Raw genomic sequence first — 18,557 nt, 5'->3', positions numbered from 1 at the left:
TCATACAATAAAAACACGGGCACACCGCTGCCCCTCATTGCCAGCCAGGTCACTCGCGCAAGCCTTTGCGCCTCAAGGTCCAGCAAGCAGTTCTTCAACTGTTTTCTGGACCTTTTTCGTGGCCGCTCATTTCCCTCGACCGTCTTCCCATCGACCCGCGCTGCTGCCCTGGCTGATCGCCTCGGCCTTCGGCATGGCCGCCGCGCCCGCGTGGTCCCAGCAACTCGCGGCGCTCGGCGAAGTGGTGGTGAGCGGATCGCGCTCGGAGCAGGCCAGGGACGACCTGCCGCTGAGCATCGAGGTCATCAACCGCCAGGACATCGAGAGCAAGCAGATCCACGACATCCGCGATGCCGTGCGCGACCTGCCCAACGTGTCGGTCAAGCGTTCGCCTGCGCGCTTCGGGTTGGCGCAGGGCAATACCGGCCGCGACAGCAACGCGGGCTTCAACATCCGTGGCCTCGACGGCAACCGCGTGCTGCTGCTGACCGACGGCATCCGCACGCCGCGCAGCTACGTGTTCAGCGCCAATGCGTTCGGGCGCGACTACTTCGACATCAGCCTCGTCGAGCGCATCGAGATCATCAAGGGCCCGGCCTCGGCGCTCTACGGCTCGGACGGCCTGGCCGGGCTGGTCAACTTCATCACCCGCGAGCCCTCGTCCTTCCTGCGCGAGGGCAAGACCTTCGGCGGCAGTGCGAACATCGGCTACAGCGGCGAAGACAACGGCGTGCGCGGCGGCGTCACGCTGGCGGGCAAGGCGAACGACGTGCTCGAATGGCTCGTGTCCGCCAACCTCGGGCGCGCCAGCGAACTCGAGAACCGGGGCTCGCTCAACGTGCCCAACCTCGACCGCACCACGCCCAATCCGCAGCGCGACCAGACCCGTTCGCTGCTGGCCAAGGCCATCCTCACGCCCAACGCCGACCAGCGCCACGCCTTCACCTTCGAACACGTCGAGAAGAGCAGCCGCTACAACCTGCTGTCGGGCGTGGCCAAGCCGCCGTATGCGTCCACCTCGGTGATCGGCCTCAATGCCAAGACCGACCTCGACCGCGATCGCCTGACCTACGAAGGCCGGTTGCGCCTGAACAGTGTGATGGCCGACAACCTGCTCGCTGTCGTGAGCTACCAGAAGGCCGGCTCGCGCGAGTACATCTACGAAGACCGCTTCACCGCGGCCGACCGCACGCGCGACGTCACCTACGACGAGAACACCTGGCAGTTCGGCCTGCAGGCCGACAAGACGATCCGCATGGGCAGCTGGGCCCAGAAGATCACCTACGGCCTGGACTACACGCGCACCAACGTCGAGAACCTGCAGACCGGCCTCGTGCCGCCGGCCGGCGAGAGCTACCCGCTCAAGCGCTTTCCCGACACGCGAGAAACCTCGAGCGCCTTCTACGTGCAGGACGAGTTCATCCACGACCGCTGGAGCATCACGCCCGGCATCCGCTTCGACCGCTTCTCGCTCGATGCGAAGCAGGCGGGCTTCAACGCGCAGGCCGTGTCGCTGTCGGGCTCGGCCGTGTCGCCCAAGCTGGGCGTGCTGTTCCGCGCCACGCCGCAGTTCAGCGTGTATGGCAACTACGCCTCGGGTTTCAAGGCGCCCAACGCATTCCAGGTGAACAACTTCTTCGAGAACGTGATTTCGGGCTACAAGACGATCCCGAACCCGAACCTCAAGCCCGAGAAGAGCCAGAACATCGAGCTGGGCGTGCGCGGTCGCACCGGCCTCCTGAGCTTCGACGTGGCCGCCTTCACCGGCGACTACAAGGACCTCATCGAGAACGACAAGCTCGTGGGCGGGCGCGGCATTCCGCGCATCGACCCGCTGATCTACCAGACCGTCAACGTCGGGCGCGCGCGCATCAGCGGCTTCGAGATCAAGGGCGAGCTCGATTTCACCGAGAACGGCAACGGCTTCTCCGTGCCCTTCGCCTACGGCCGCACGCAAGGCCGCGACCGCACCAACAACCGGCCGCTTAATTCGATTGATCCGCAGAAGTTCAGCGCCGGACTCAAGTACCAGGCACCGGCCTGGAGCGTGCGCCTCGATGCGGTTCATCATGGCGCCAAAGAGTGGGAAGACGTCGATCGCAGCGAAGTGACCACGGGCCTGCAGTTCCGCACGCCGGCGGCCACCACGCTGGACATCAGCGCGCAGTGGCGCATCCGCAAGGACCTGCGCCTGAACGCGTCGGTGACCAACCTCACCAACAAGCGCTACTGGATGTGGAGCGATGTGCGCGGCGTAACGACCACCTCGGCCATCCGCGACGCCTACACCCAGCCGGGCCGCAGCTTCAACGTCTCGCTTGTGGCGGACTTCTGAGCCGCACCGCCACTTCTCTCCAAACAAAAGGACACCCGATGAATGCCGAAGACATCCGCACCCGTTTCGCCGAACTGCGCGCCAAGGGCATGCGCCACAAGGACGCGGCCGCGGCCATGGGCCTGAGCGAAGGCGCCGCCATCGCGGCGCACACGGGCGCACACGACAAGGCGCTGCGCGCGACGCGGCTGAAGGGCCCGTGGGTCGAGCTGCTGCAGGCATTGGAGCTGTGTGGCCCCGTGCTGGCGCTCACGCGCAACGAGACCACGGTGCACGAGAAGACCGGCGTCTACGAGAAAGTGTCCGGCAGCGACGCGATGGGGCTCGCGCTGGGCGAGGTCATCGACCTGCGCCTGTTCTTCAGCCGCTGGCATGCAGGGTTCGCGGTCAGCGAGGCGGCGGCCAATGCCGGCGTGCCGCCGTCGCTGAGCCTGCAGTTCTTCAGCCCGCAGGGCGTGGCAGTGCACAAGATCTTCGTGCGCGATGCGACCGACCGCGATGCGTTCCAGTCGGTCATCGACACCTACACCGCCGCACCCGACGCACCGGTGCAGTTCGTGCCCGCCGAGAAGAAGGCGGCGCCACGCGACGACGGCGCCATCGATGCGGTCGCACTGGCCGACGCCTGGCGCGGCATGCAGGACACGCACGAATTCTTCGGCCTGCTCAACAAGTTCGACGTGGAGCGCCAGCAGAGCTTTCGCCTCACCGAAGGCGAGTTCACGCAGCGGGCCGAGACCGGCGCGGTGCGCGAGCTGCTGCTCGAGGCCGCGTTCGACGGCACGCCGATCATGGTGTTCGTCGGCAGCCCCGGCTGCATCCAGATCCACTCCGGCCCGGTCGTGCGCATCGAGCCGATGGAGATGCACGGCATGCAGTGGCTCAACGTGCTCGACCCCGGCTTCAACCTGCACCTGCGCGAAGACCGCATCGCGAGCGTGTGGATCGTCCAGAAGCCGACCAGCGACGGCATCGTGACCTCGGTGGAGGCTTTCGATGGCGAGGGCGAACTGATGGCGATGTTCTTCGGTGCGCGCAAGCCGGGCGTGCCAGAGCGCGCGGAGTGGCGCGAGATCGTGGCCAAGCTCTCGCGCCTGGCCACCTCGGAAGCGCCAGCGCGATGAGTGCTGGCACCTTTCCGGGCGTGGTCGAGATCAAGGCCTTCGTGCCGGCGAAGGACTTCGCGCTCTCCATTGCCTTCTACCAGGACCTGGGCTTCACGCTGGCCTCGAACGAGGGCGGCATTGCTTACTTCTTCTGTGGCGAGAGCAGCTTCCTGCTGCAGGACTTCTACGTCCAGACCCATGCAGAGAATTTCATGATGCATCTGCTCGTCGATGACGCGCTGGCCTGGTGGGACCGCGTGCAGGCGCAGCGGCTGACCGAACGCTACGCCGTGCAGGCCACGCCGCCCGCCGAGCGCCCGTGGGGCATGGTCGATTTCACGCTGACCGACCCGAGCGGCGTGCTCTGGCGCATCGCACACAACATTCCCCGGCGCGGCTGACGCGCGTTTTTCCCTTTCGCTGTCCGTGATCCCATGACTGAACAACGAGATCTCTCTTTTCTTTCTTCTTCTTCCGTGCCGCGTCGTCGTGATGCGCTGCGCCTGCTGTCTGCTGCAGCGCTCGGCGCGGGCGCGTGGCCCGCGTTCGCGCAGGACAGCAAGCGCCTGCCGCGGCTGGTCACGGTCAGTGGCGCGATCACCGAGGTGGTCTATGCGCTCGGCGCCGAAGGCCAGCTGGTCGGCACCGACACGACCAGCCTGTTTCCCGCTGCGGCGCGTGCCACGCCCAAGGTGGGCTACATGCGTCAGCTGTCGGCCGAAGGGCTGCTCTCGCTGAAGCCCGACGCGATCATCGCGACCAACGAGTCGGGTCCGACCGTCGTGCTCGACCAGATTCGCACGGCCGGCGTGAAGGTCGAGATCATCGAAGCCGACCACAGCTGGGGCGAGGTGCAGCGCAAGGTGCAGGCCGTGGGCCGCGCCGCTGCCAAGGAGGTGCAGGCGCGCGAACTGCAGGCTCGGCTCGATGCCGAATGGGCACAGGTGCTGCAGCGCATCGGCGGCGCGAAGGGGCGCAAGCCGAAGGTGCTGTTCGTGCTATCACACAGTGCGAGTCCGCAGGTGTCCGGCGAGAAGACCGCGGCGCATGCGGTGATCGGCTTTGCGGGTGGCGTGAATGCGCTGGGCGGCTTCCACGGCTACCGGCCGATGACGGCCGAGGCCATGGCCAGCGCGGCGCCCGACATCATCCTCACGAGCACGCAGAGCATCGAGGCGCACGGCGGCGTCGACAAGTTCTGGGAGCGGCCCGAACTGGCGCTGACGCCGGCTTACAAGAAGCGCGCGCTGATCACGCAGGACGCCTTGCTGCTGCTGGGCTTCGGCCCGCGCCTGCCGGCCGCCATCGGCGAGCTGCACGACAAATTCCGGGCCGCGCTGGCATGAGCCGCCGGGCCGCTCCCAAGGCGAATACCGCAGCGCGAAGCGCGAAGGCTACTCAATGAGTCAGCGCTTCGGGGCGCGTGCCGTGCTTTGCGGCAGCGCGGTGCTGCTCGTCGCGGCCTTCGCGGTGGGCGCCGTGTCGGGTGCCTACGCCATCAGTCTTTCGCAACTGTGGAACGTGCTGACCTCGCTGGGGCAGGGTGCAAGCGGCCAGTCGCCCGAGCACCTCGTGTTCCTCAACATCCGTTTGCCGCGCCTCGTTCTCGGCGTGGCGGCGGGCGCGGGGCTCGGCATGGCGGGCACGCTGATGCAGGGGCTGTTCCGCAACCCGCTGGCCGACCCGGGGCTGATCGGCATCAGCAGCGGCGCAGCGCTGGCGGCCGGCGTCACCATCGTGCTGGGCGCTTCGTTCTGGCCGATGCTGCCGCGCACGCTCGGCAGCTGGACGCTGGTGCTCATGGCCTTCGGCGGCGGCTTCGTCGTGACCTTGCTGATCTACGGCCTGTCGCGCAGCGAAGGCGGCACGCGCATGGCGCTGATGCTGCTGGCGGGCATCGCGATCAACGCGCTGGCCGGCGCCGGCCTCGGCCTGCTGAGCGTGATGGCGACCGACGAGCAGCTGCGCAGCCTGCAGTTCTGGTTGTTGGGCAGCCTGGGCGGCGCGCGCTGGAGCGCGGTCCTGCTGGTGGGGGCGGCGGTGCTTCTTTCATGCTGGGCCGCGGCATCGCTCGCTTCGCCCTTGAACGCCATCGCGCTCGGCGAGGCGCAGGCGGCGCTGCTGGGTGTGGACGTCGAGCGCACCAAGCGGCGCGCCGTCGTCATCACCGCGGTGGCGGTGGGCGCGGTGACGGCCACGACCGGGATCATCGGTTTCATCGGCCTGATCGCGCCGCACTGGGTGCGCATGGTGGCCGGGCCCGACCACCGCATCGTGCTGCCGGCCTCGGCGCTGCTGGGCGCGGCGCTGGTGCTCGCGGCCGACACGGTGGCGCGCACGGTGATGGCGCCGGCCGAACTGCCGCTGGGCGTGCTCACGGCTTTCATCGGCGTGCCGATGTTCCTGTTGATGCTGCGGCATTTCAGGGGGCGCATATGACGACGGCGACGGGACACGGGGCGCTGGCGTGCGCCGGCGTCGAGGTGCGCATCGGCGCGAAGACGTTGCTGGCGAATGCATCGGTCGAACTGGCGCCGGGCCGCGTGACCGCGATCCTCGGCCCGAACGGCGCGGGCAAGTCGACGCTGCTGTCGGTGCTGGCCGGCCAGCGCGAGCCGACGCAGGGCAAGGCGATGCTCGACGGCCGGCCTCTGTCAGACCACGGCATGCCCACGCTGGCATTGCGCCGGGCCCTGATGCCGCAGGAAAGCGCGGTCGCCTTCGACTTCACGGCGCAGGACATCGTCGCGCTCGGCCGCTACCCGCACCGCCGCGCGCCGACCCGCGACGAGGACGCGATCATGGCCGAGGCGATGGCCCTGACCGACGTCACGGCGCTGGCGCCGCGCATCCTCAACACGCTGTCGGGCGGCGAGAAGGCGCGGGTCCATCTGGCGCGGGCGCTGGCCCAGCTCTGGCATCCGCGCCCCGACGGCGCGAGCCGCTGGCTGCTGCTCGACGAGCCCACCGCCGCGCTCGACCTTGCGCACCAGCATTCGGCGATGCGTCTGCTGCGCGCCTGGGCGGCGCGGGGCGTGGGTGTGGTGGCCGTGCTGCACGACCTGAACCTGGCGCGGCGCTATGCCGATGAGGTCGTGGTGCTGGGGGCGCCCGGCGGCCTGCGCCAGGGGGCGACTGCCGACGTGCTGCAGCCCGCGCTGATCGAGGCCGTGTGGCGCATGCCCTGCCAGCCGGTAACCGGCGCGGACGGCGTCACGCAGTATCTGTTCGGATAGCCCGTCGGGTGGATGGTGTTTGCTATTGAAAAGATAGCAAATCAGTAGACCAACCGCTCCGGCCGCAGCTCCTGCAGGATCGTCGTCGCGATTTCCTCGATCGACTTGGTGGTCGTCGAGAGCCAGCGGATGCCGGCGCGCCGCATCATGGCCTCGGCCTCGCTGATTTCGTGGCGGCAGTTCTCGAGGCTGGCGTAGCGCGAGTTGGGCCGGCGTTCGTTGCGGATCTCGCTCAGCCGCTCGGGCTGGATCGTCAGGCCGAAGATCTTCTTGCGGTGCGGGCTCAGCGCCGGCGGGAGCTGGCGGCGGTCGAAATCTTCGGGAATCAGCGGGTAATTGGCCGCCTTCAGGCCGTGCTGCATCGCCAGGTAGAGCGAAGTGGGCGTCTTGCCGCTGCGGCTCACGCCGACCAGGATCACGTCGGCGCCTTCCAGGTCACGGTGGCTCTGGCCGTCGTCGTGCTGCAGGCTGAAGTCGATGGCCGCGATGCGGTCGTTGTAGGCCTTGCTCTTGCTGACGTCGCTGAAGCGGCCGATGCGGTGGTTCGACTTCATGGCCAGCTCGATTTCGAGCGGCCGCACGAAGGTGCCGAACATGTCCAGCAGCATGCCCTTGCAGCCGGTTTCGATCACGCCCAGCACGTCCATGTTGGCCAGCGTGGTGAAGACGATGGGCCGAACGCCCTCGACTTCAGCCGTGTGGTTGATCTGCCGCACCGCCTGGTGCGCCTTGTCGACCGTGTCGGTGAACGGCAGCCGCACGTGGCGCGGCTTCATCTCGAACTGGGCCAGAACGGCGTTGCCGAAGGTTTCGGCGGTGATGCCGGTGCCGTCGGAGACGAAGAAAACGGTGCGTGTATGCATGGTGTTGCTTTTGCGGCGGAGTCCTGCGGCGCGCGCGACCTGCCACGCCTACAATCCGGGCCATTATCGGGAATCCGCTTTCCCAACCCCCTCGAATTCTTTCCATGCACACCGCGACCGCACCCAAAGCAACGACAACGATCGTGCTGCGCCGTCTGCATGCAGCGCCGGTTTCAACTTCTGGAGCTTCCCCATGTCTGCACTTTTCGAGGCGACCGCACTGGTCGTGCCATTTGAAAACCTGAGGATGACCGACGTCGAGTCGGTTGGCGGCAAGAACGCCAGCCTCGGCGAAATGATCTCGCAGCTGCCGCAGGGCGTGCGCGTGCCGACCGGTTTTGCGACCACGGCCCACGCGTTCCGCCAGTTCCTGGCGCACGACGGCCTGGCCGACAAGATCAGCAAGCGCCTTGCCGCGCTGGACACCGAAGACGTGCGCGCCCTGGCCGCGGCCGGCGCCGAAATCCGTGCCATGGTCGAGGCCCAGCCGTTCCCGGCCGACCTGCAAAAAGCCATCGGCGAGGCCTTTGCCACGCTGAGCGCCGGCAACCCCGCCGCCTCGTTCGCCGTGCGTTCCTCGGCCACCGCCGAAGACCTGCCCGACGCCTCGTTCGCCGGTCAGCAGGAAACCTTCCTGAACGTGGTCGGCATCGACGACGTGCTGCACAAGATGAAGGAGGTGTTCGCCTCCCTGTACAACGACCGCGCCATCAGCTACCGCGTGCACAAGGGCTTCGAGCACGACGTGGTCGCGCTCTCGGCTGGCGTGCAGCGCATGGTGCGCTCCGACCTCGGCGCCGCCGGCGTGATGTTCACCATCGACACCGAGTCGGGCTTCGACCAGGTCGTGTTCATCACCTCCAGCTACGGCCTGGGCGAGACGGTGGTGCAGGGCTCGGTGAATCCCGACGAGTTCTACGTCCACAAGCCGACCCTCAAGGCCGGCAAGAAGGCCGTCATCCGCCGCAACCTCGGCTCCAAGCTGATCCAGATGGAGTTCGCCACGCCCGAAGAGAAGAAGGCGAGCGGCAAGCTGGTGAAGACCACCGACGTCAAGGCCGAGCAGCGCAACCGCTACTCGCTGAGCGACGCCGACGTCGAGCAGCTGGCGCGCTACGCGCTGGTGATCGAAGAGCACTACGGCCGACCGATGGACATCGAATGGGGCAAGGACGGCACCGACGGCCACCTCTACATCCTGCAGGCGCGTCCCGAAACGGTGAAGAGCCAGCAGCAGGGCAAGGCCGAGCAGCGCTACAAGCTGCTGGGCAAGGGCGCCGTGCTGGCCGAAGGCCGTGCCATCGGCCAGAAGATCGGCACCGGTGCCGTGCGCATCGTGCACAACATCAGCGAGATGGACCAGGTGCAGGCCGGCGACGTGCTCGTCACCGACATGACCGACCCCAACTGGGAACCGGTGATGAAGCGCGCCGCCGCCATCGTCACCAACCGCGGCGGTCGCACCTGCCACGCGGCCATCATCGCGCGCGAACTCGGCATTCCGGCCGTGGTCGGCTGCGGCGACGCCACCGACCTGCTGAAGGACGGCACGCTCGTCACCGTGAGCTGCGCCGAGGGCGACACCGGCTTCATCTACGACGGCCTGCTCGAGACCGAAGTGACCGAGGTGCAGCGCGGCGTGATGCCCGAGATCGACCTGAAGATCATGATGAACGTGGGCAACCCCCAGCTTGCCTTCGATTTCGCGCAGCTGCCGAACCACGGCGTGGGCCTGGCCCGCCTGGAGTTCATCATCAACAACAACATCGGCGTGCATCCGAAGGCGATCCTCGACTACCCGAACGTCGACAACGACCTGAAGAAGGCCGTCGAATCGGTGGCCCGCGGCCACGCCTCGCCGCGTGCGTTCTACGTTGACAAGGTCACCGAAGGCGTCGCGACCATCGCCGCCGCGTTCTGGCCTAAGCCCGTCATCGTGCGCCTCTCGGACTTCAAGTCGAACGAGTACCGCAAGCTGATCGGCGGCAGCCGCTACGAGCCGGAAGAAGAAAACCCGATGCTGGGTTTCCGCGGCGCGGCGCGCTACCTGAGCGCCGACTTCGGCGAGGCCTTTGCCATGGAGTGCGAGGCGCTCAAGCGCGTGCGCAACGACATGGGCCTGACCAACGTGCAGATCATGGTGCCCTTCGTGCGCACGCTGGGCCAGGCCGAGCGCGTGACCACGCTGCTGGGCGAGCATGGCCTCAAGCGCGGTGAAAACGCGCTCAAGCTGATCATGATGTGCGAGGTGCCGAGCAATGCCGTGCTGCCGGAAGAGTTCCTGAAGTTCTTCGACGGCTTCTCGATCGGTTCGAACGACCTGACCCAGCTCACGCTGGGCCTGGACCGCGACTCCGGCCTCGAGCTGCTGGCGGCCGACTTCGACGAGCGCGACCCGGCCATCAAGGCACTGCTGAGCCGTGTCATCAAGGCCTGCAAGGCCGAAGGCAAGTACGTCGGCATCTGCGGCCAGGGCCCTAGCGACCACCCGGACTTCGCGTTGTGGCTGGCGGAGCAGGGCATCGAATCGATCTCGCTGAACCCGGACAGCGTGATCGACACCTGGCAGCAACTGGCCCAACGAGGCTGAGCCAGCGCGCGGCGGGCAGGCCCCGCCGCGTGGTGCAACGCGGCGAATGGCGGAAATCCCCATGGGGGATTCCCCCGTGCCCGCCTGTGCAAATGAAACAAAGTGCGTTTCCGGTGTCAGACTCGTGACATTCGCAGGCGGCGCAATCCGGCTGCCTGCCTGAGGTGATGCGGGCCCGTCAGGGCCCGTGTCAGCACTTCGCCGGAGACCCCCATGATTCTTGTCAAGACGGAAGCCGGACAGCAGGTCCTCAAGGACCGCTCGGTGCCGTTGACGCCGCGCCAGCGCTCGGCCTTCATCCAGTTCGACGGCAAGCGCTCGATCGACGACGTGCTGGGCTCAGGCCTGGGCATCGGGCGCGAGGAGGTCGATCAGATGGTCGCGCTGGGCCTGCTGGCGCCTCTGGACGGCCAGCCGCCAGCCGCGGCGCCCGCAGTTTCGGCGGCCCCGGCGCCGGCTGCATCTTCCGGCCGCAGCCGGCAGCAGCGCTACAAGGACGCGTACCCGATCGCCACCCAGCTGACCGGCAGCTTGGGCCTGATGGGCTTCCGGCTCAATCTCCAGGTCGAAGGCACGACCAGCTACGAAGACCTCCTGGCACTGGCCCCCAAGATCCGCGCCGCCGTGGGCCCGGAAAAGGCCGCCGCCCTCGACAAGGCCCTCAACGACTGAGGTGCCTTGCCGGATTGCGCAACACAGGGCTATAATCGCCGGCTTTGCCTTGCCATACCGCGCCCGACGCTGCGGGTGGCTTTTCCTCTTCCACGGAAGAATCCACAAGGAGTGCCATGCGTCACTACGAAATCATCTTGCTCATCCACCCGGATCAGAGCGAACAAGTTCCGGCCATGCTGGAGCGTTACAAGGGCCTGATCACGGCCGGCGGCGGCAAGGTCCACCGCGTTGAAGACTGGGGCCGCCGTCAGCTGGCCTACCAGATCAACAAGCTCAACAAGGCCCACTACCTGTGCGTCAACATCGAAGCTGAACAAGCCGTGATGGGTGAACTGGAACACGCGTTCAAGTTCAACGATGCCGTGCTGCGTCACCTGACCGTTCAGAAGAAGAAGGCCGACACCGGTCCTTCGTCGATGATGAAGACGGTCGAGCGCGAAGAGGCCCGCAAGGCCCAGCAGGCCGAATACGCCGCCAACAACAACTGATGGCGTGACGGCTGCCGCTGCGGCGACCGGGGTCAACCAGCTTCTGCTGACCGCCTCTGTCGCCGAACTCGGAACCCTGCGATACACGCCAGCCGGCCTGCCCGCCCTCGATCTGAAGCTCGACCATGAGTCGACGCTCCAGGAGGCGGGAAAGCCCCGGCAGGTGAAGACGGCCCTCAAGGCCGTTGCGTTCGGCGCCATCGCCGAGCGGCTCGCAGCGCAGTCGATGGGAAGTCTCTGGCGATTCCAGGGGTTTCTCGCGACACCGGGCAACGGCAAGCATCCGGTCCTGCACATCCAGGATTTTCAGCAAGATTAATTTTCGACAAGAGGTCCCCCAATGGCCACGTTCAAGAAATTCAACAAAGACAAGCGCCCGAAGCGCAACACCCAGTCGCTGCTGTTCAAGCGCAAGCGCTTCTGCCGTTTCACCGTCGCTGGCGTCGAAGAAATCGACTACAAGGACATCGACACGCTGCGTGACTTCATCAGCGAAAACGGCAAGATCATCCCCGCACGCCTGACCGGCACGCGCGCGATCTACCAGCGTCAGCTGAACACCGCCATCAAGCGCGCGCGCTTCCTGGCCATGGTGCCGTACAGCGACCAGCACCGCGTCTAAGAAGGAGCACACACCATGCAAATCATTCTTCTGGACAAGGTTCTGAACGTCGGCGGCCTGGGCGACATCGTCAAGGTCAAGGACGGCTACGCACGCAACTTCCTGATCCCCTCGGGCCGCGCCCGTCGCGCCACCGCTGCCAACAAGGCCGAATTCGAAGCCAAGCGCGTCGAACTCGAAAAGGCTGCCGCCGCCAAGCTGGCCGAATCGCAAGCCCAGGGCGAGAAGCTCGCCGGCTCGACCGTCAAGCTGACCCAAAAGGCTGGCGTGGACGGCCGTCTGTTCGGTTCGGTTACCAACGGCGACATCGCCGAAGAGCTGAACAAGCAAGGCTACAAGGTTGCCAAGTCGCAAGTGCGTCTGCCCAACGGCCCGATCAAGGTCGTCGGCGACAACACCGTGAGCGTCTCGCTGCACACCGACGTGGTCGTCGAGATCACCGTCACGGTCTACGGCGAAACCGCCTGATCGTTCGCAGCGCCCGGTGCGCTGACGCAAGAAAGCCGCCTTCGGGCGGCTTTTTCTTTTCTGCGCGCGAGTTGTCCACCTCGCCGCACCGGAAGTTCACTGTTTATTAACAACCTTGTCCACACACGCCGCGCCCTGCGCGGCTTAGCATGCAGGGTTGCAAGGGAAGTCCATGTCCGCCGTTTTCTCCTATGCCGACAATGATTCGTCGGCCGACCGCCAGATCGCGCAATTGCGCATTCCGCCTCATTCCATCGAGGCCGAATCCAGCGTGCTGGGGGGCTTGCTGCTGGACAACGGTGCCTGGGACCGCATGGGCGACCTGCTGGTCGACGGCGACTTCTACCGCCATGAGCACAAGCTGATCTACGCGGCCATCGGCGGGCTGATCAATGCCAGCAAGCCGGCCGACGTGATCACGGTCTTCGAGCAGCTGCAGAACCTCGGCAAGGCCGACGACATCGGCGGGCTGGTCTACCTGAACTCGCTCGCGCAGTACGTGCCGAGCGCGAGCAACATCCGGCGCTACGCCGAGATCGTGCGCGAGCGCTCCATCCTGCGCAAGCTCGTGACCGCCGCCGACGAGATCGCCACCAACGCCTTCAATCCGCAGGGCAAGCCGGTCGACAAGATCCTGGACGAAGCCGAGCAGAAGATCTTCAACATCGGCGAAGAAGGCACGCGGATGAAGCAGGGCTTCCAGAGCATGGATTCCCTGGTGGTCGAGCTGCTCGACCGCGTGACCGAGATGGCCGAGAACCCGAACGACATCACGGGCGTGCGCACGGGCTTCAACGACTTCGACAAAATGACCTCGGGCCTGCAGCCGGGCGACATGATCGTGCTGGCCGCGCGTCCCTCGATGGGCAAGACCTCGCTGGCGATCAACATCGCCGAGCACGTGGCGCTCGAAGAGGGGCTGCCGGTGGCAGTGTTCTCGATGGAAATGGGCGCCGCCCAGCTGGCGGTGCGTATCGTGGGTTCCATCGGCCGCATCGACCAGGGCCACCTGCGCACCGGCAAGCTCAGCGACGAGGAGTGGCCGCGCCTGACCGAGGCCATCGAGAAGCTGCGCACGGTGTCGCTGCACATCGACGAGACGCCGGGCCTTTCGTCCAGCGAACTGCGCGCCAATGCGCGCCGGCTGGCGCGCCAGTACGGGCGCCTGGGCCTGATCGTGGTCGACTACCTGCAGCTCATGTCGACCAGCAGCTCGGGCGACGAGAACCGCGCCACGGCCGTGGGCGAAATCTCGCGCGGCCTGAAGATGCTGGCCAAGGAACTGAAGTGCCCGGTGATCGCGCTGTCGCAGCTCAGCCGTGGCGTGGAAGCGCGTACCGACAAGCGCCCCATGATGAGTGACTTGCGCGAATCCGGCGCCATCGAGCAGGACGCGGACATCATCATGTTCATCTACCGCGACGACTACTACAACAAGGAGTCGAAGGAGCCGGGCGTGGCCGAGGTGATCATCAGCAAGCACCGGAACGGACCGACCGGCACGGTGAAGCTGGCCTTCCTGAAACCGATCACCAAGTTCGAGAACCTGGTGGGCTACAGCAACAACGACGAGTACTGACCGCAGGGCAGCTCGTCAGCCGGCATCGCTGCCGGGTTCGGATGTCGAGGCCGGCGGCTTCTGCTCCCACACCTTGTGGCGCTGCGCCTCGGCCTTCACTTGCCGCAACAGGTCGGCCAGCGTCTTGCCCGGCTCGTCCTGGAAGCGCGTGGTGAGCACCTCCACCGCCTCCATGCGGTCGACCCGGAAACCGCGGAAATCGTTGCGCAGCTCGCACCACGTCGAGAGCGTCCAGACCTTGCCCCAGTAGAAGCAGCCCAGCGGCCGCACCGTGCGCTCGCTGGCGTCGCCCGAGACGTCGCGGTAGTGCAGCCGCAGCTTCTGGTGCGCCTGCACGGCCTCGCGCAGCGTCTGCAGCCGCGTGCGCAGGGCGTCGTCGAGGCCGAGCGCAGGTGCATAGAGCGCCAGCGCCTCCGCCGAGACGCGCGCCGCCGGCGGCAGCACTGACAGGATCTTGCCCAGGCCGGTTTCGATGTTGCGCGCCATCGCCGGATCGACCCAGCTCTGGGTCATGCGTGCGGCGGCCACGAGCGCCGATGCCTCGTCCTGCGTGAACATCAGCGGCGGCAGCTCGAAGCCCGCGCCGAGGCGGTAGCCGACGCCGGCCTCGCCCTCGATCGGCACGCCCTGGTGCTGCAGGTCGGCCACGTCGCGGTACACCGTGCGCTCCGACACCTCCAGGCGCTGCGCCAGGAAGGCGGCCGTGGTGAGCCGGCGGCCGCGGATGAGCTGCACGAGCTGGAAGAGGCGGTCGGCGCGTCGCATCAACGCGTTCCGACGAGTTTCCTGGCGAAGTCCTCGACAAAGTAGCGCTTGCCGCGCTGGACCACCGTGTGGCCTTCGGCCTCGAGGCGCGACATCTGGGCCTCGATGCCGCCCGGGTACTTCGGGTTGAGCTCGCCGCCGATCTTGAGCGTGCGCCAGTACGGTGTGCCTGGCGCGCGGCCGGCGCCGGTCGTCATGGCTTCCTCGGTGGCATGGGCCACCATGTGGGCGAAGATGGCCGTGGTCACGGTGCAGCCGATGGTGGCCTGGTGGCGCGCCGCGATGTCTTCGCCGATGCCGAGCACGGTCGCGAGCCGACCTTCGGGCACGCCGCGCATGGCCTCCTCGACCTCGGCGGGCGAGGGTGTGGCGATGGTGCCCTCGCCGTGCCGCGCGCGCATGGCCGGGGGAATGGCCTTCACGTTCGGCAGGTTCGGGTAGCCGGCCAGCCTGTCGCGCCAGCCCTTGCGTGTGCTCATGAGACTCCGATGTGGATCGCCACGGCGTCCGGCCCCTCGTAGGCTTCGAAATCGCTGCGGTAGCGGCGCACGATTTCCGGGTGCGCCTCGAAATACTGCCAGATGCGCTGCCAGGTGGCGATCACCATCTGCGGCATCTCGCCGCGGCCGGTGAACACGAGGTAGTCGCCGGCTTCGATGGCGACGCTGTTGGCGCCATCCGAGACGGCGACGCCGGCCGTCATGTCGAAGGCGCCGTGCGCGTCCGATTCGTAGGCGGAGTAGACGCTGAAGATGCGCGTGTCGCTGGTGCGGTGCGGCGTCGACTCGTAGGTCTGTTCGCCGAAGAAGCGGTTCCACAGCGCGCCGATGCGTGCGGTGGCGGGGTCGATCTCTTCGCGGTTGGTGGTGCGTACCGTGAGGCCGGCGACGCGGAAGGCGTCGTGGTGTTGGCGGATGGGGTCCATGCGATTTTTCTCCGGAAGTGGCGGATGAGGAGGGCGAAAGCGCTCAAAACAGGAGCGCCTTCGGTTCGGCCTTCATCGTCTGCGCGATCAGTTTCATGTCGATGTCGGTGATGTCGAACAGGCCGAAGCGGAACTTGTAGCCCCATTGCTTCGGGGTTTCGATGAAGGCGAGGCGTTCGATCAGCGGGGCGATGGGCGCCTCGTGCGCCGCGACGTAGGCCACGTCGCGGCGCCACGGGACGAAGCCGTTGCCCATGTCGAACTCGTACGGATCGCCCGGTTGCACGATGCCCAGCGCCACGAAGCTTTGCAGCTTGTCCGTGCCGCCGAACACCGTGGCCGGCGCGTAGTAGGCCACGCGGTCGCCTGCTGCCACGCGCTTGAGCGGCGCGAGCTTGCCGTGGCCCACCTGCATGAACCCGAGCGGCCGGTGGTCCCGGCCGCGCCGGGCGTGCTCGGCGCTGGCGACCGCAATCCAGTTGCGTTGTGCCATGGGTGTCTCAGGCCGGGGCGTGCAGGCCGACTTCGTTGCCTTCGGTGTCGCGCAGGTGGGCGATGAAGCCCATGCCCGGTGGCAGCGCGGACTTGGGTGCCACGATCTGCCCGCCGGCCGCTTCGACGCGCGAGAGCACGGCATCGATGCTGGGCATGCAGTCGAGGTAGACGCGGATGCCGCTGCCGGCCTGCGCACTGGTGTTGGCGCCGGGCTTCAGCGCGCCGCCGGTGGCGGGGTCGTCGTAGGGAAACACGGCCAGGGGGTTGCCGCCGAAGTCTTCGCGGCGCAGCTTGCGCGCGAGCACGGTTTCGTAGAAGGTCTGGGCGCGGTCCAGGTTGGCGACCGGAATCTCGAACCAGGTGATGGCATGGGTGGTCATGAAGTGCTCTCTTTCGTTCGTTGCGTTGGGAGGAGCCTGGATGGTGCGAGCCGCCTCCTGACAACGTCTTGTCAGTAGCCTGTCATGACGGACGAAAAAAAGCCCGCGATGCTCCGGGAGCATGCGCGGGCTTGTGTCGGCCGGAGCCGATGGATTTACAGCACGTCGCTCGCGAAATCGGCCAGTCGCGAGCGTTCGCCGCGCGCCAGCGTGATGTGCCCGCCGTGCGGCCAGCCCTTGAACTTGTCGACCGCGAAGGTCAGGCCCGACGAGCCTTCGGTGAGGTAGGGCGTGTCGATCTGCGCGAGGTTGCCCATGCAGATGATCTTCGTGCCGGGGCCGGCGCGGGTGATCAGCGTCTTCATCTGCTTGGGCGTGAGGTTCTGCGCCTCGTCGATGATCACGTACTTGTTCAGGAAGGTCCGGCCGCGCATGAAGTTCATGCTCTTGACCTTGATGCGGCTGCGGATGAGCTCGTTGGTGGCCGCGCGGCCCCACTCGCCAGCACCGCCGCCGTCGCCTTTGGCCAGGAACTCGAGGTTGTCGTCGAGCGCGCCCATCCAGGGGCCCATCTTTTCTTCCTCGGTGCCGGGCAGGAAGCCGATGTCTTCACCGACGCTCACCGTGGCGCGGGTCATGATGATCTCGGTGTAGCGGCGGTCGTCGAGCACCTGCGTGAGGCCGGAGGCCAGTGCCATCAGGGTCTTGCCGGTGCCGGCGGTGCCGGTCAGTGTGACGAAGTCGATCTCGGGGTCCATCAGCAGGTTCATCGCGAAGTTCTGCTCGCGGTTGCGCGTGTTCACGCCCCACACCGCGTTCTTGCCCGAGCTGTAGTCCTTGAGCGTCTTGAGCACCGCGGTCTTGTCGCGGATTTCGGTGACGCGCGCGTACATGCTCGGTTCGCCGGGCGCCTCGAAGAAGACGAATTGGTTGATGTAGAGGTTGGGCACCAGCGGACCGCTGATCCGGTAGAAGGTGTTGCTGCCGCTTTGCCAGCTTTCGACCGTCTTGCTCTGGCGGGTCCAGAAGTCGGGCGGGAGCGCGAGCGAGCCGGCGTAGAGCAGGTCGCCGTCTTCCAGCGTCTTGTCGTTCTGGTAGTCGTCGGCGGCCAGGCCCAGCGCGCGCGCCTTGACGCGCATGTTGATGTCCTTGGACACCAGCACGACTTCCTGCTTCGGCTTGCCCGGGCGGTCCTTGGCGTACTCGTCGCGCAGTGCGTGCACCACGCCCAGGATCTGGTTGTCGGCCTTGCCCTGGGGCAGGCTGATCGGGAGCGAGTAGTCGAGCGGGGCGGTCTGGAAGAAGAGGCGCCCGCCGGCTTCACGGTGGCCGGTGGTGTCCAGCTTCAGGCCCTTGTCGATGTCGGCGTCCTGCGCGGCGGCCAGTGCGTCGAGCGTGCGGCTGGTCTGGCGGCCGTTGCGTGCGACTTCGGTCGTGCCCTTCTTGTGGCCGTCGAGCTCTTCCAGCACGATCATCGGCAGGAAGATGTCGTGCTCCTCGAAGCGGAACAGGCACATCGGGTCGTGCAGCAGCACGTTCGTGTCGAGCACGAACAGCTTGGCGGGGCCGGTGGACTTGCGCTTGGGGCGTGCCGGGGCCTGCTGGGGCGCCGCGACGGGCGAGGCGGCTGCCGGGGCAGGCGTGGGCGCGCGCGTCTCGACCTGCACCATCGCGGGTTGTTGCTGCTGCGGGGCGCTCACCGGTGCCGACGTGGGTGCCGGGGCGGGTGCAGCCTTGGTTTTCGAGCGGCGTGCCGGGCGCGCTGGGCGTGCAGTGGGCGCATCGCCGCCGCCTTCCGTGCCGAGGTTGTCGAACAGCTCCAGCGGCTGCGGTCCGCTCTTGGCGGGGGCGTCGTCGCGCGAATCGCCGGAACGGCGCGAGTTTCTGTGCGAGGGACGGGCGGGTGCGTCGATCGCGTCCGGCGAGAGCAATGCGGCGCGTTTCGTGGGGGCGGGAGGCAATGGCATGGGTCAGGTCGCTCGCAAGGAAGAAAGAGGAGGGCCGGAAAACGAAAAAGCCGCCTGTAGACC

20 protein-coding genes are annotated in these 18,557 nt (G+C 67.0%); 13 read left to right on the top strand and 7 right to left on the bottom strand.

Annotated elements, in window-relative coordinates; genetic code table 11:
• Positions 1 to 118 precede the first annotated feature (118 nt).
• From AC07YS_RS22175 to AC07YS_RS22150, 6 genes are read left to right on the top strand one after another with little or no spacing between them, the layout of a single operon-like run.
• Positions 119 to 2,335, top strand: coding sequence for a TonB-dependent hemoglobin/transferrin/lactoferrin family receptor (locus tag AC07YS_RS22175; RefSeq protein ID WP_495268004.1), 2,217 nt, complete (start codon positions 119 to 121; stop codon positions 2,333 to 2,335).
• 38 nt (positions 2,336 to 2,373) lie between these two features.
• Positions 2,374 to 3,459 carry a hemin-degrading factor gene (locus AC07YS_RS22170; protein WP_495268005.1) on the top strand — a complete coding sequence of 362 codons (1,086 nt, stop codon included), beginning with the start codon at positions 2,374 to 2,376 and terminating at the stop codon, positions 3,457 to 3,459.
• Entirely contained in the window at positions 3,456 to 3,842 is a 387-nt protein-coding gene (locus tag AC07YS_RS22165) for a VOC family protein (RefSeq protein ID WP_495268006.1), read from the top strand. The genes AC07YS_RS22170 and AC07YS_RS22165 overlap by 4 nt, the downstream gene beginning before the upstream one ends.
• A 33-nt stretch (positions 3,843 to 3,875) precedes the next feature.
• Positions 3,876 to 4,787 (top strand): heme/hemin ABC transporter substrate-binding protein, encoded by a 912-nt coding sequence (locus AC07YS_RS22160; protein ID WP_495268007.1) that lies wholly within the window; start codon positions 3,876 to 3,878, stop codon positions 4,785 to 4,787.
• 55 nt (positions 4,788 to 4,842) lie between these two features.
• A complete protein-coding gene (locus AC07YS_RS22155) occupies positions 4,843 to 5,880 on the top strand; it encodes a FecCD family ABC transporter permease (protein ID WP_495268008.1) in 1,038 nt (345 codons plus the stop codon).
• Complete coding sequence (locus AC07YS_RS22150; protein WP_495268009.1) at positions 5,877 to 6,677, top strand: heme ABC transporter ATP-binding protein; 801 nt, start codon at positions 5,877 to 5,879, stop codon at positions 6,675 to 6,677. The genes AC07YS_RS22155 and AC07YS_RS22150 overlap by 4 nt, the downstream gene beginning before the upstream one ends.
• Before the next feature lie 41 nt (positions 6,678 to 6,718).
• Here AC07YS_RS22150 and ppsR read toward each other — a convergent pair whose 3' ends face one another.
• Positions 6,719 to 7,540: a posphoenolpyruvate synthetase regulatory kinase/phosphorylase PpsR gene (gene ppsR / locus AC07YS_RS22145; protein ID WP_062473023.1), complete on the bottom strand. Its 822-nt coding sequence runs from the start codon at positions 7,538 to 7,540 to the stop codon at positions 6,719 to 6,721.
• Positions 7,541 to 7,733: 193 nt separating this feature from the next.
• Here ppsR and ppsA point away from each other — a divergent pair, with 193 nt between their 5' ends.
• The 7 genes from ppsA (at position 7,734) to dnaB (ending at position 13,962) form a co-directional block, all read left to right on the top strand.
• On the top strand, positions 7,734 to 10,130 hold the full coding sequence (ppsA, locus tag AC07YS_RS22140) for a phosphoenolpyruvate synthase (protein ID WP_062473021.1): 2,397 nt from the start codon (positions 7,734 to 7,736) through the stop codon (positions 10,128 to 10,130).
• A 213-nt stretch (positions 10,131 to 10,343) separates the two neighbouring features.
• Entirely contained in the window at positions 10,344 to 10,802 is a 459-nt protein-coding gene (locus tag AC07YS_RS22135; RefSeq protein WP_495268010.1) for a hypothetical protein, read from the top strand.
• 116 nt (positions 10,803 to 10,918) lie between these two features.
• On the top strand, positions 10,919 to 11,293 hold the full coding sequence (gene rpsF, locus AC07YS_RS22130; RefSeq protein WP_062473016.1) for a 30S ribosomal protein S6: 375 nt from the start codon (positions 10,919 to 10,921) through the stop codon (positions 11,291 to 11,293).
• A gap of 4 nt (positions 11,294 to 11,297) precedes the next feature.
• Positions 11,298 to 11,612 (top strand): primosomal replication protein N, encoded by a 315-nt coding sequence (priB, locus tag AC07YS_RS22125; protein ID WP_062473014.1) that lies wholly within the window; start codon positions 11,298 to 11,300, stop codon positions 11,610 to 11,612.
• A gap of 21 nt (positions 11,613 to 11,633) precedes the next feature.
• Positions 11,634 to 11,915: a 30S ribosomal protein S18 gene (gene rpsR, locus AC07YS_RS22120; protein ID WP_007830781.1), complete on the top strand. Its 282-nt coding sequence runs from the start codon at positions 11,634 to 11,636 to the stop codon at positions 11,913 to 11,915.
• Positions 11,916 to 11,930: 15 nt separating this feature from the next.
• On the top strand, positions 11,931 to 12,383 hold the full coding sequence (rplI, locus tag AC07YS_RS22115) for a 50S ribosomal protein L9 (RefSeq protein WP_056583114.1): 453 nt from the start codon (positions 11,931 to 11,933) through the stop codon (positions 12,381 to 12,383).
• A 172-nt stretch (positions 12,384 to 12,555) separates the two neighbouring features.
• A complete protein-coding gene (gene dnaB, locus AC07YS_RS22110) occupies positions 12,556 to 13,962 on the top strand; it encodes a replicative DNA helicase (RefSeq protein WP_062473012.1) in 1,407 nt (468 codons plus the stop codon).
• 15 nt (positions 13,963 to 13,977) lie between these two features.
• Here dnaB and AC07YS_RS22105 read toward each other — a convergent pair whose 3' ends face one another.
• From AC07YS_RS22105 to AC07YS_RS22080, 6 genes are all read right to left on the bottom strand, one after another.
• Positions 13,978 to 14,727, bottom strand: a complete 750-nt coding sequence (locus AC07YS_RS22105; RefSeq protein ID WP_070059603.1) for a helix-turn-helix transcriptional regulator — start codon at positions 14,725 to 14,727, stop codon at positions 13,978 to 13,980.
• Positions 14,727 to 15,206 carry an MGMT family protein gene (locus AC07YS_RS22100; protein WP_139706141.1) on the bottom strand — a complete coding sequence of 160 codons (480 nt, stop codon included), beginning with the start codon at positions 15,204 to 15,206 and terminating at the stop codon, positions 14,727 to 14,729. The genes AC07YS_RS22105 and AC07YS_RS22100 overlap by 1 nt, the downstream gene beginning before the upstream one ends.
• Complete coding sequence (locus tag AC07YS_RS22095; RefSeq protein ID WP_307694206.1) at positions 15,203 to 15,652, bottom strand: GyrI-like domain-containing protein; 450 nt, start codon at positions 15,650 to 15,652, stop codon at positions 15,203 to 15,205. Before AC07YS_RS22095 ends, AC07YS_RS22100 begins: the two co-directional genes overlap by 4 nt.
• Before the next feature lie 43 nt (positions 15,653 to 15,695).
• Entirely contained in the window at positions 15,696 to 16,145 is a 450-nt protein-coding gene (locus AC07YS_RS22090) for an EVE domain-containing protein (protein WP_070059600.1), read from the bottom strand.
• A gap of 7 nt (positions 16,146 to 16,152) precedes the next feature.
• A complete protein-coding gene (locus AC07YS_RS22085) occupies positions 16,153 to 16,527 on the bottom strand; it encodes a VOC family protein (protein WP_095950780.1) in 375 nt (124 codons plus the stop codon).
• A 155-nt stretch (positions 16,528 to 16,682) separates the two neighbouring features.
• Entirely contained in the window at positions 16,683 to 18,494 is a 1,812-nt protein-coding gene (locus AC07YS_RS22080; protein ID WP_495268011.1) for a PhoH family protein, read from the bottom strand.
• Between the last annotated feature and the right edge of the window lie 63 nt (positions 18,495 to 18,557).

This window comes from Variovorax sp. GW458-11-26-14-LB1 (assembly GCF_059423965.1).
The sequence above is the reverse complement of the archived record's forward strand: the minus strand, read 5'-3'. Positions and strand labels throughout refer to the sequence as shown.

Bases quoted from the DNA above. Each gene is read 5' to 3' on its own strand.
- AC07YS_RS22170 (WP_495268005.1), top strand. From the start codon at position 2,374: ATGAATGCCGAAGACATCCGCACCCGTTTCGCCGAACTGCGCGCCAAG.
- AC07YS_RS22165 (WP_495268006.1), top strand. From the start codon at position 3,456: ATGAGTGCTGGCACCTTTCCGGGCGTGGTCGAGATCAAGGCCTTCGTG.
- AC07YS_RS22160 (WP_495268007.1), top strand. From the start codon at position 3,876: ATGACTGAACAACGAGATCTCTCTTTTCTTTCTTCTTCTTCCGTGCCG.
- AC07YS_RS22155 (WP_495268008.1), top strand. From the start codon at position 4,843: ATGAGTCAGCGCTTCGGGGCGCGTGCCGTGCTTTGCGGCAGCGCGGTG.
- AC07YS_RS22150 (WP_495268009.1), top strand. From the start codon at position 5,877: ATGACGACGGCGACGGGACACGGGGCGCTGGCGTGCGCCGGCGTCGAG.
- ppsR (WP_062473023.1), bottom strand. From the start codon at position 7,540: ATGCATACACGCACCGTTTTCTTCGTCTCCGACGGCACCGGCATCACC.
- ppsA (WP_062473021.1), top strand. From the start codon at position 7,734: ATGTCTGCACTTTTCGAGGCGACCGCACTGGTCGTGCCATTTGAAAAC.
- AC07YS_RS22135 (WP_495268010.1), top strand. From the start codon at position 10,344: ATGATTCTTGTCAAGACGGAAGCCGGACAGCAGGTCCTCAAGGACCGC.
- rpsF (WP_062473016.1), top strand. From the start codon at position 10,919: ATGCGTCACTACGAAATCATCTTGCTCATCCACCCGGATCAGAGCGAA.
- rpsR (WP_007830781.1), top strand. From the start codon at position 11,634: ATGGCCACGTTCAAGAAATTCAACAAAGACAAGCGCCCGAAGCGCAAC.
- rplI (WP_056583114.1), top strand. From the start codon at position 11,931: ATGCAAATCATTCTTCTGGACAAGGTTCTGAACGTCGGCGGCCTGGGC.
- dnaB (WP_062473012.1), top strand. From the start codon at position 12,556: ATGTCCGCCGTTTTCTCCTATGCCGACAATGATTCGTCGGCCGACCGC.
- AC07YS_RS22105 (WP_070059603.1), bottom strand. From the start codon at position 14,727: ATGCGACGCGCCGACCGCCTCTTCCAGCTCGTGCAGCTCATCCGCGGC.
- AC07YS_RS22100 (WP_139706141.1), bottom strand. From the start codon at position 15,206: ATGAGCACACGCAAGGGCTGGCGCGACAGGCTGGCCGGCTACCCGAAC.
- AC07YS_RS22095 (WP_307694206.1), bottom strand. From the start codon at position 15,652: ATGGACCCCATCCGCCAACACCACGACGCCTTCCGCGTCGCCGGCCTC.
- AC07YS_RS22090 (WP_070059600.1), bottom strand. From the start codon at position 16,145: ATGGCACAACGCAACTGGATTGCGGTCGCCAGCGCCGAGCACGCCCGG.
- AC07YS_RS22085 (WP_095950780.1), bottom strand. From the start codon at position 16,527: ATGACCACCCATGCCATCACCTGGTTCGAGATTCCGGTCGCCAACCTG.
- AC07YS_RS22080 (WP_495268011.1), bottom strand. From the start codon at position 18,494: ATGCCATTGCCTCCCGCCCCCACGAAACGCGCCGCATTGCTCTCGCCG.